This is a genomic window from Arthrobacter sp. TJ-254 (genome assembly GCF_058269175.1).
The window spans coordinates 209,396-217,632 of the sequence record NZ_JBZCNF010000006.1; the positions used below are offsets into that span (position 1 = coordinate 209,396).

General features: G+C 70.8%; 6 protein-coding genes. 3 read left to right on the forward strand and 3 right to left on the reverse strand.

Features of this window, described 5'->3' with window-relative positions:
* Positions 1-42: 42 nt before the first annotated feature.
* Positions 43-1,296 carry a serpin family protein gene (locus AC4D14_RS17280; RefSeq protein ID WP_490903897.1) on the reverse strand — a complete coding sequence of 418 codons (1,254 nt, stop codon included), beginning with the start codon at positions 1,294-1,296 and terminating at the stop codon, positions 43-45.
* A 134-nt stretch (positions 1,297-1,430) separates the two neighbouring features.
* Between AC4D14_RS17280 and AC4D14_RS17285 the strand changes: the two genes are divergently transcribed.
* The 3 genes from AC4D14_RS17285 to AC4D14_RS17295 all read left to right on the forward strand — a co-directional run bounded on the left by AC4D14_RS17285 (position 1,431) and on the right by AC4D14_RS17295 (position 5,788).
* Complete coding sequence (locus AC4D14_RS17285; RefSeq protein WP_490903898.1) at positions 1,431-3,158, forward strand: DUF885 domain-containing protein; 1,728 nt, start codon at positions 1,431-1,433, stop codon at positions 3,156-3,158.
* Between the two features lie 33 nt (positions 3,159-3,191).
* Positions 3,192-3,824, forward strand: a complete 633-nt coding sequence (locus AC4D14_RS17290; RefSeq protein ID WP_490903899.1) for a Maf family protein — start codon at positions 3,192-3,194, stop codon at positions 3,822-3,824.
* A 122-nt stretch (positions 3,825-3,946) separates the two neighbouring features.
* Positions 3,947-5,788: an acetyl/propionyl/methylcrotonyl-CoA carboxylase subunit alpha gene (locus tag AC4D14_RS17295; protein ID WP_490903900.1), complete on the forward strand. Its 1,842-nt coding sequence runs from the start codon at positions 3,947-3,949 to the stop codon at positions 5,786-5,788.
* 16 nt (positions 5,789-5,804) lie between these two features.
* On the opposite strand, the gene AC4D14_RS17300 is transcribed toward AC4D14_RS17295, so the two are convergent.
* Together AC4D14_RS17300 and AC4D14_RS17305 are read right to left on the reverse strand one after the other, a co-directional pair.
* Positions 5,805-6,476: a hypothetical protein gene (locus AC4D14_RS17300; RefSeq protein WP_490903901.1), complete on the reverse strand. Its 672-nt coding sequence runs from the start codon at positions 6,474-6,476 to the stop codon at positions 5,805-5,807.
* Entirely contained in the window at positions 6,473-8,023 is a 1,551-nt protein-coding gene (locus AC4D14_RS17305; RefSeq protein ID WP_490903902.1) for a serine/threonine-protein kinase, read from the reverse strand. Before AC4D14_RS17305 ends, AC4D14_RS17300 begins: the two co-directional genes overlap by 4 nt.
* Between the last annotated feature and the right edge of the window lie 214 nt (positions 8,024-8,237).

An 8,237-nucleotide genomic window follows, 5' to 3' on the forward strand; every position in this document is an offset into this window, starting at 1 on the left:
CCGCGCCCCTGCCGGCCGGCAGGGGCGGTCAACAGCGCCCGGTCAGCGCGGGTCGGTGACGGTCCCGAGGAACAGCGGCAGGCCCGTGGCTTCATGCACGACGGCGTAAAGGAACGGCCGGTCGACCTCAAGGACCAACTCGGGGTCGGCCGGGACCGAAGTGGCGATCATGTCGAACTGGGTCACCGCCGCAGCGACCGTTCCCTTCTCGCCAACGGTGATCGAGGCGTTCTGAGCCGCTGCCGAGACGACTGCGTCGGGCTGGATGGCGTCGAGGTCCGGCGCCTCCCCCAGGGTCTCCCGCAGCCCGAGTCCCAGCAGCAGCGGCAGCAGGTCCAGGGCGGTGTCCGACTCCCAGCGAGGCAGGCCAAGCCGCAGGAAGACCTCCCCGGCGCCGTCCATGACCCGGGAAACTTCAAGCAGCGCCTCCTCGGTCTGTGCCGGCAGGGACGGCGGCTCTCCGGCACCGGCTGACGAGGCACCGGCGGAGGAGGTACCGGCCCCAGCCAGCACGAGCCGAAGGACGAACCCCTCCGTGTAGGGGAGGTCAACCGCCTGCCAGTCCGGCCCTGCTGCATACCGGGCGGTGGTGAGGTTGTGCATCATCTCGACGTCAACGGAGGTTCCGTCGGTCAGCCGGAATTCCTCAGGGTAGGTGCCGGACGGGTCGAAGGGATCAGCCCAGGCGGCAGCGAAGTACGCGGCGTTCAGCAGCGACAGGGTTGTCGACGGGTCGTATCCCACCGGTGCCGTTTCGATCCGTCCGCCAGTATGGGTCGCCACCCAGCCGTCCAGCACCGCCTTGGTGGCGGCATCGGCGTAGTCGACGGGGTGGACCTCGGCCCCGTGATGCTGCGCCAGCGTGGCGAGGAACGTCTCCCCTGTGGGCGTCCCCCGATCGACGAACACCCCGTTGGCCAGATGGAGCACCGGCCGAACCGGAAGCTCGTCCTCGTTCACCGCGCCGGGATCACCGTCGTACCGGCGCAGCCGGGCCAGCAGCGATCCCATCGCCTCGTCGCGGCCCGTCACCGGAAGGGCGAGCACCTCGTCAAGCTCGGCGGCCGTGCTCGAGCCGGCACCGGCACGCAGCAATATCAGGGCGCACAGGGCGCTGACGGGGCTGGTGACGCGGTTCTTTCCGCCCGGGCCTGCCAGCAGCGCCGCGCCCACCCGGTAGGCCGACCGGCGCAGCGCCTCCTCCGGCGGCGGAACGGGCCCCTGCGCGTTGCCCAATCCGTTCTTCCGCTCGCTGTCCTGTGGCTGCTTCTGCGGGTCCCCCGCCGCTTCGTTCATTCCCCCACCCTAGGTGCTCATCGAGGCGCGCGGGGTTCATCGGCCGCAGACGGTGCAACCCGGCCGCGCCGGGACTGTGGGGGTTTTTCGGGCGACCCGTAGCCCGGGGCAACGGACGGCGCTAGGCTCGGGCTGTGAACAACGAGACCACTCCTGCCCCTGACTCCTCCGACCCGGGCTCCGCCGGTGCCGCCGTGCGCCAGCCGACGGCGGTCGACGCCGTCGCCGAGTCCTATACCGAGCGGCTCATCGAACTGAACCCCGGCTTCGCCACGGTGCTCGGGGTCTCCGGCCACGAAAGCGAATACCGGGACTTCTCCCCCGCCGGCCTTGAGGCGCTCGCACAGGCTGCCCGGGAGGCACTTGAACGCCTCTCCGGCCTCGAGCCGGCCGACGACGTCGACGCCGTCACCCTCGACGCGATGCGCGAGCGGCTCGGCCTTGAACTCGAGATCCACGAAACGGGCCTCCGCCTCGCCGAACTCAACAACCTTGAGTCGCCCGCCCAGGAGATCCGCGACATCTTCGACCTCATGCCCACGGCCACCGCCGAGCAGTGGGGTTTCATCGCCGGCCGGCTGGCCAACGTGCCGGAGGCGCTCTCGCAGTACGCCTCCTCCCTTGGCGCCGCCCGGGACCGCGGAATCGTTGCCGCCCGCCGGCAGGTCCTCAACGTCATCGAGCAGGCCTCCCGGTACGCCGGTGACGGAGGCTTTTTCGACAGCTTCGCCGCCGGCGCGGTGACCGAGGACGGGCAGCTTCCCGGGCCGCTTGCCGCCGAGCTGCGTGCCGCCGCCGAGTCGGCCCGGCAGGCGTACCGCGATCTCGGAACCTTCCTGCAGGAGGAACTGCTTCCCGCCGCCCCCGAGAAGGATGCGGTGGGCCGGGAACACTATTCCCTCATGTCGCGGCTCTTTCTCGGCTCGGCCGTCGATCTCGACGAAACATATAAGTGGGGCGTCGAGGAGCTCGACCGGATCATCGCCGAGCAGGAAGCTGTCGCCGCGGAAATCCGGGAAGGCGCATCGATCGAGGAGGCGATGCGGCTCCTCGATGAGGACCATGCGCGCCAACTCCAGGGCACTGCCGCCCTGCAGTCCTGGATGCAGGAGCTCTCCGACCGTGCGGTCGCGACCCTTGCCGGAGTGCACTTCGACATTCCCGACATCATGAGGACCCTCGAGTGCCGGATCGCCGCGACCCATGAGGGCGGCATCTACTACACCGGGCCAAGCGACGACTTCTCGCGGCCGGGCCGCATGTGGTGGTCGGTGCCCGAGGGAGAGGACTCCTTCACCACGTGGAAGGAGACAACGACGGTCTACCACGAAGGCGTCCCGGGCCACCACCTGCAGATCGCCACGGCGGTCTACCAGCGGCGCCTGCTCAATTCCTGGCGGCGCAATGCCGTGTGGGTGTCGGGCCAGGGCGAGGGCTGGGCCCTCTACGCGGAGCGGCTCATGCAGGACCTCGGCTTCCTCGACGATCCCGGGGACCGCCTTGGCATGCTCGACGCCCAGCGGATGCGGGCGGCCCGCGTTGTCTTCGACATCGGCGTGCACCTCGAGCTTGAAGTCCCCGAGCGGTGGGGCACCGGAACCTGGACCCCGGAAAAGGGGTACGACTTCCTGCGGCGCAACATCGCCATCAGCGAGGGCCAGCTGAACTTCGAGTTCAACCGCTACCTCGGCTGGCCCGGCCAGGCGCCGTCCTACAAGATCGGCCAGCGGCTGTGGGAGCAGATCCGCGACGAGGTCCGGCAGCGCGAGGGGGACGCCTTCGACCTCCGGAGCTTCCACACCAGGGCCCTGAACCTCGGCTCGGTCGGCCTTGACACGCTGCGGCGTGCGCTGCTCGGCTAGGACCGCGCCGGAACCGGTGCATAGGGTAGGGGGATGACTCAGCGCCTCATCCTCGCCTCGGCCTCCCCCGCCCGCAGCAAACTCCTGCGTGAGGCCGGCATCGCGCACGACGTACTGGTTTCCGACGTCGACGAGGACGCCGTCGCCGCTGCCGCCGGGGAGCTGAACCCGCACGACACCTCCCTGCTGCTCGCCCGGGCGAAGGCGGAGGCGGTGGCGGCCGTGCCTGCCGCCGGCGGGGCGCTGGTGATCGGGTGCGATTCGATCTTCGAGTTCGAGGGGGAAGCGCACGGCAAGCCCTACACTCCCGAGGTGGCGCGCTCGCGCATCCGCCGGATGAGCGGATCCTCCGGGGTGCTCCATTCGGGCCACTGGCTCATCGACAACCGGGACGGCGGCGACGGCGCCGGGGTCGGCGCCGTCACCTCCGCGTCGGTCCACTTCTCCGCCCTCTCCGAGCAGGAGATCGAGGCCTACATCGCCAGCGGCGAGCCGCTGCACTGTGCGGGCTCGTTCACCATCGACGGCCTGGGCGGAGCCTTCATCGACCGCATCGAGGGCGACCACCACGCGGTGGTCGGGCTGAGCATCTCGACGCTGCGGAACCTGCTCGCCGAGGCAGGCGTGGGAATCACGGACCTGTGGGCGCCTCCGACTGACGTGTGAGCCGGGCTTTGTAGCATCCCTACAAAGGAAGGGGGCACAACACGCGCCATGGCCACGGTTTATAGGCGGATCCAACAAATAGACGCTAGGCTCCGAACAGGAACGAAGGAGCACGAAACCCCATGAGTGAGACCCCCTCCGGAGCAGCACAGCAGCCTGTTGCAGCCCCCCACACCGCAACGTCCCCTGCCGGCCCGGCCTCCGTCACGAAGGTCCTGATCGCCAACCGGGGCGAGATCGCCGTGAGGGTGATCAGGGCGGCGCAGGATGAGGGGATCGCCTCGGTCGCCGTCTATGCGGACCCCGACCGCGACGCGCTGCACGTGCGCCTCGCCGACGAGGCCTTTGCGCTCGGCGGCAACACGGCAACCGACTCCTACCTGGTCATGGACCGCATTCTGGAGGCGGCCCGGCGCAGCGGCGCCGACGCCATCCACCCCGGTTACGGGTTCCTCTCCGAGAACGCGGAGTTCGCCCAGCGCGTTCTCGATGCAGGCCTCACCTGGATCGGCCCCTCCCCCGAGTCGATCTCCAAGCTTGGTGACAAGGTGCAGGCCCGCCACATCGCCGAACGCGTCGGCGCGCCCCTGGTGCCCGGCACGAAGGACCCGGTCGAATCCGTGCAGGAAGTCCTCGACTTCGCCGACGAATTCGGGCTGCCGCTGGCGGTCAAGGCCGCGTTCGGCGGCGGCGGACGCGGCATCAAGGTCGCCCGGACCCGCGAGGAAATCCCCGAACTCTACGAATCTGCCGTCCGCGAAGCCACCGCCGCGTTCGGCAGGGGCGAATGCTTCGTTGAGCGTTTCCTGGATGCCCCGCGCCACGTCGAAACCCAGTGCCTGGCCGACGCCCACGGCAACGTCGTCGTCGTCTCGACGCGTGACTGCTCGCTGCAGCGCCGCAACCAGAAACTGGTTGAGGAGGCACCGGCTCCCTTCCTGAGCCCCGAGCAGAACGAGCGGCTCTATTCGGCGTCGAAGGCGATCCTCCGTGAAGCCAACTACCAGGGTGCCGGCACCTGCGAATTCCTCGTAGGCCAGGACGGCACCATCTCCTTCCTCGAGGTCAATACGCGCCTGCAGGTCGAGCACCCCGTCTCCGAAGAGGTAACCGGAATCGATCTGGTGCGCGAGCAGTTCCGGATCGCGCGCGGTGAAGCGCTGGGCTACCCGGACCCGGAGATCCGGGGCCACTCCTTCGAGTTCCGCATCAACGGCGAGGACGCCGGCCGCGGGTTCATGCCCTCCCCCGGCACCGTACAGACCCTCCGGCTGCCCTCCGGCCCGGGCGTGCGCGTTGATTCCGGCATCGAAGCCGGAGAGGTGGTGGGCGGGAACTTCGACTCAATGCTCGCCAAGCTCATCGTCACGGGCGCCACCCGCGACCAGGCCCTGCAGCGCTCACGCAGGGCACTTGCCGAAATGCAGATCGAGGGGATGCCGACGGTACTGCCCTTCCACGCCGCCGTCGTGTCCGACCCTGCGTTCGCCCCTTCGGCGGGGCCCTTCCGGGTCCACACCCGGTGGATCGAGACCGAGTTCGACAACCGGATCGCGCCCTGGGTTCCCGACGGCGCCGATCCCTCGGCACCCGAGGACGATGCCCGGCAGCGCATCACCGTCGAGGTTGCCGGGAAGCGGCTCGAAGTCGTGCTCCCGGCCGGCCTCGGCGCGGGCACCCCCCGGCAGGCCGCCCCAGGCAAGCCCCGGAAGTCAACACGGCCCCGTGCCGGGGCAGTCGTGGCCAACGGAGACGAACTCACCTCGCCGATGCAGGGCACGATCGTGAAGGTCGCCGCGTCCGATGGCGACCGGGTTTCGGAGGGAGACCTGATCGTCGTGCTCGAAGCGATGAAGATGGAACAGCCCCTCACCGCCCACAAGTCAGGCACTGTCGCGGGGCTGACCGCCGCAGCGGGAGACACAGTCTCGGCCGGTACGGTGATCGCGGCAATCCGCGACTGACCGCCGCAGCGGAGGGTCAGCCGTTGTCTTTTCCGGCTTTCTCCCCGGCCTTTTCCCCTGCTTTCTCTGCCGCTTTCTCTGCCGCTTTCTCTCCGGCTTTGTCGAACTTCTCCTGCATTTCCTTCTTGAACGAGTCAAGGTCGGGCTTGTCAGGCTTATCCGGCTTGTCCGGCTTGTCCGGCTTGTCAGGTTTATCCTCGTCGGAGTCCCCGCTGCCCGGGTCCGGCTGATCCTCCTCCGGGGCCTCGGGCTCGGCGGGCGCGGGTTCCTCGACGCCCGGTTCCGGGTTCGCGGGCGCGGGTGCCGGTACTTCGGGCTCGGGAGTCGGCACCGGAACCGGAGCCGGCGGAGCTGATTCGACCGGCGCGGGAGCGTCGTCCCCCGCCGCACGGAGCGACTCGATCACCTCGTCGATGCGCGCCGTAATGCGCGCGGCACGGTCCAGTGAAACCGACCCCTCGGCCTGCGCTGTGTCAACGTCGCCGCGCAGCCGCTCCGCCCGCGCTATCGCCGCCGCCTCGTCACCGGATGCCGCCAGTGAGGCTACTTCGCGGACGGCGGCCTGGAGCCCCTCCGCGGCGGCCGGGTCAAGGGCCGGGCTCCCGCAGCCCGGGAGCAGGAGGCCTCCGGCGAGGACTGCGGTCAGTGCGAGCCGCCGCGGGCGGCGGTGCGGAGCGTTGGGATTCACGGAGTCACGCTTTCGTAGAGTTCCTTGAGCTTTTCACCGGCCGGCCCCGACACCGCGGGCAGCGGCTCGGGCGTGGCGCGCCTTTCGGGGACCAGCGTAACGGCGGCGGCGAGCACGGCGACTACCAGCAGCGCGGCCGCCATCAGGATTAAACCCACCCGGGCCCCCCTGCGCCTGCCCCCGGTTCCCGCCGCGTTTCCGCGCGGTTGCCGGGAACCCTGGGCCGGGTTTCCTGAGACGACGCCCCCTCGGGCTGGGCCGCCCGTCGAATAGCCGCCCGCGACGGGGTCCGCGTGCGGAGCTCGGTTCCACTCGGCTTCACCGTCGTCGTCAACCGTCAGCGGCGGAAGCTGCGGCCGGCGCCCTGAGCCGCCCTGGAGCCCCACCGGATACCCCGCTGGAACCTCCGGGCCGCCGGCGCGGGGAGCCTGCGCGGGCGGGTGCCCTGGAAGGGCGCGGGTGGCCGGGGGGTGCCCCGCGGCGTCCTGGTGGACCCGCTCGAAAGCCTCGGTGGCCGGTTCCGCCCAGCCGCTGCCAACCGGCGCTGATTGCTCGGCGCCCCTCAGCGGTGCCGTTGCGGCCGCGGCGCCGGCAGCCGGTGAAGGCGCCGTTGCGTCAGCGGCACTTTCCGCGGGGGCCGCCGCTGCCCCGTGCGGCCGCAGGACGCTCGTCGGGGACGTGAGCGGCACCGCGGGGACAGGCGGCGAAGGGAGCACGGGAGGCGGCCCCGGGCGCGCGTGCAGCGCGCCGAACGCGGCGGCAACAGCCTGGGCGTCGGGGCGCGCCGCGGGGTCGTCGAGTGTCATCGCGGCAAGCAGTTCGGTCAGCTCCGGACCGGCCGACGCCGGTATGGACGGGCTGCGCTGGAGCCGGGCCAAAGCGCTCTCTACGCCGGTGCCCGGGAAGGCGCGTTCGCCGGCGAGGCTTTCGATCAGGACCAGCCCCAGCGAGTAGATGTCCGTCGCCATGCCCACGGCGTCCCCGCGTGCCTGCTCCGGACTGAAGTACGCGGCGCTGCCGATCACCTGCCCGGTGGCGGTCATGCCGCCGCCGTCGAAGAAGCGCGCTATGCCGAAATCGGTCAACAGGTAGGTGAAGATCCCGCTGTCCGGGTCGGCGTCGCGGGTGAGGATATTCGATGGTTTGATATCGCGGTGCACCACTCCGCGCTGGTGGATGTGGCTTAGCGCCCGCGCGAGGTCAAGGCCAAGATGGCGTACCCCTTCACGGTCGAGCGGGCCCCCGCGCAGCAGCTGCCCGAGGTCAGGGCCCGGAATGTACTCCATGACGAGGTAGGCGCTGTCGCCCGGCCGCTCCCCTGTGTCCATGTCGAGCACCCGCACCAGGCCCGGATGGTCGAGGCCCGCGAGCAGCCGGGCCTCCGCTGAGCCGCGGGCAATGCCGTCGGCCGTGCCCGGCCGGAACACCTTGACGGCGACGTCGCGGTCGAGCCGGATGTCCCGCGCGATGTATACGTCAGCCATCCCGCCGGCCCCCACGCGGCGGCCCAGGGCGTAGCGGCCACCCGCCAGTGTCTCCCCAGTCATGCACGCAGTCCTTATCGTAAGCCAGCTTCGTTTATCCGATTGTACGGGCAGGCCGGTGTTCCCCGGCAACGGGATGGCAGGCACAAGCGGCGGGGGGGGGGGGGGGGGGGGGGGGGGGGGGGGGGGGGGGGGGGGGGGGGGGGGGGGGGGGGGGGGGGGGGGGGGGGGGGGGGGGGGGGGGGGGGGGGGGGGGGGGGGGGGGGGGGGGGGGGGG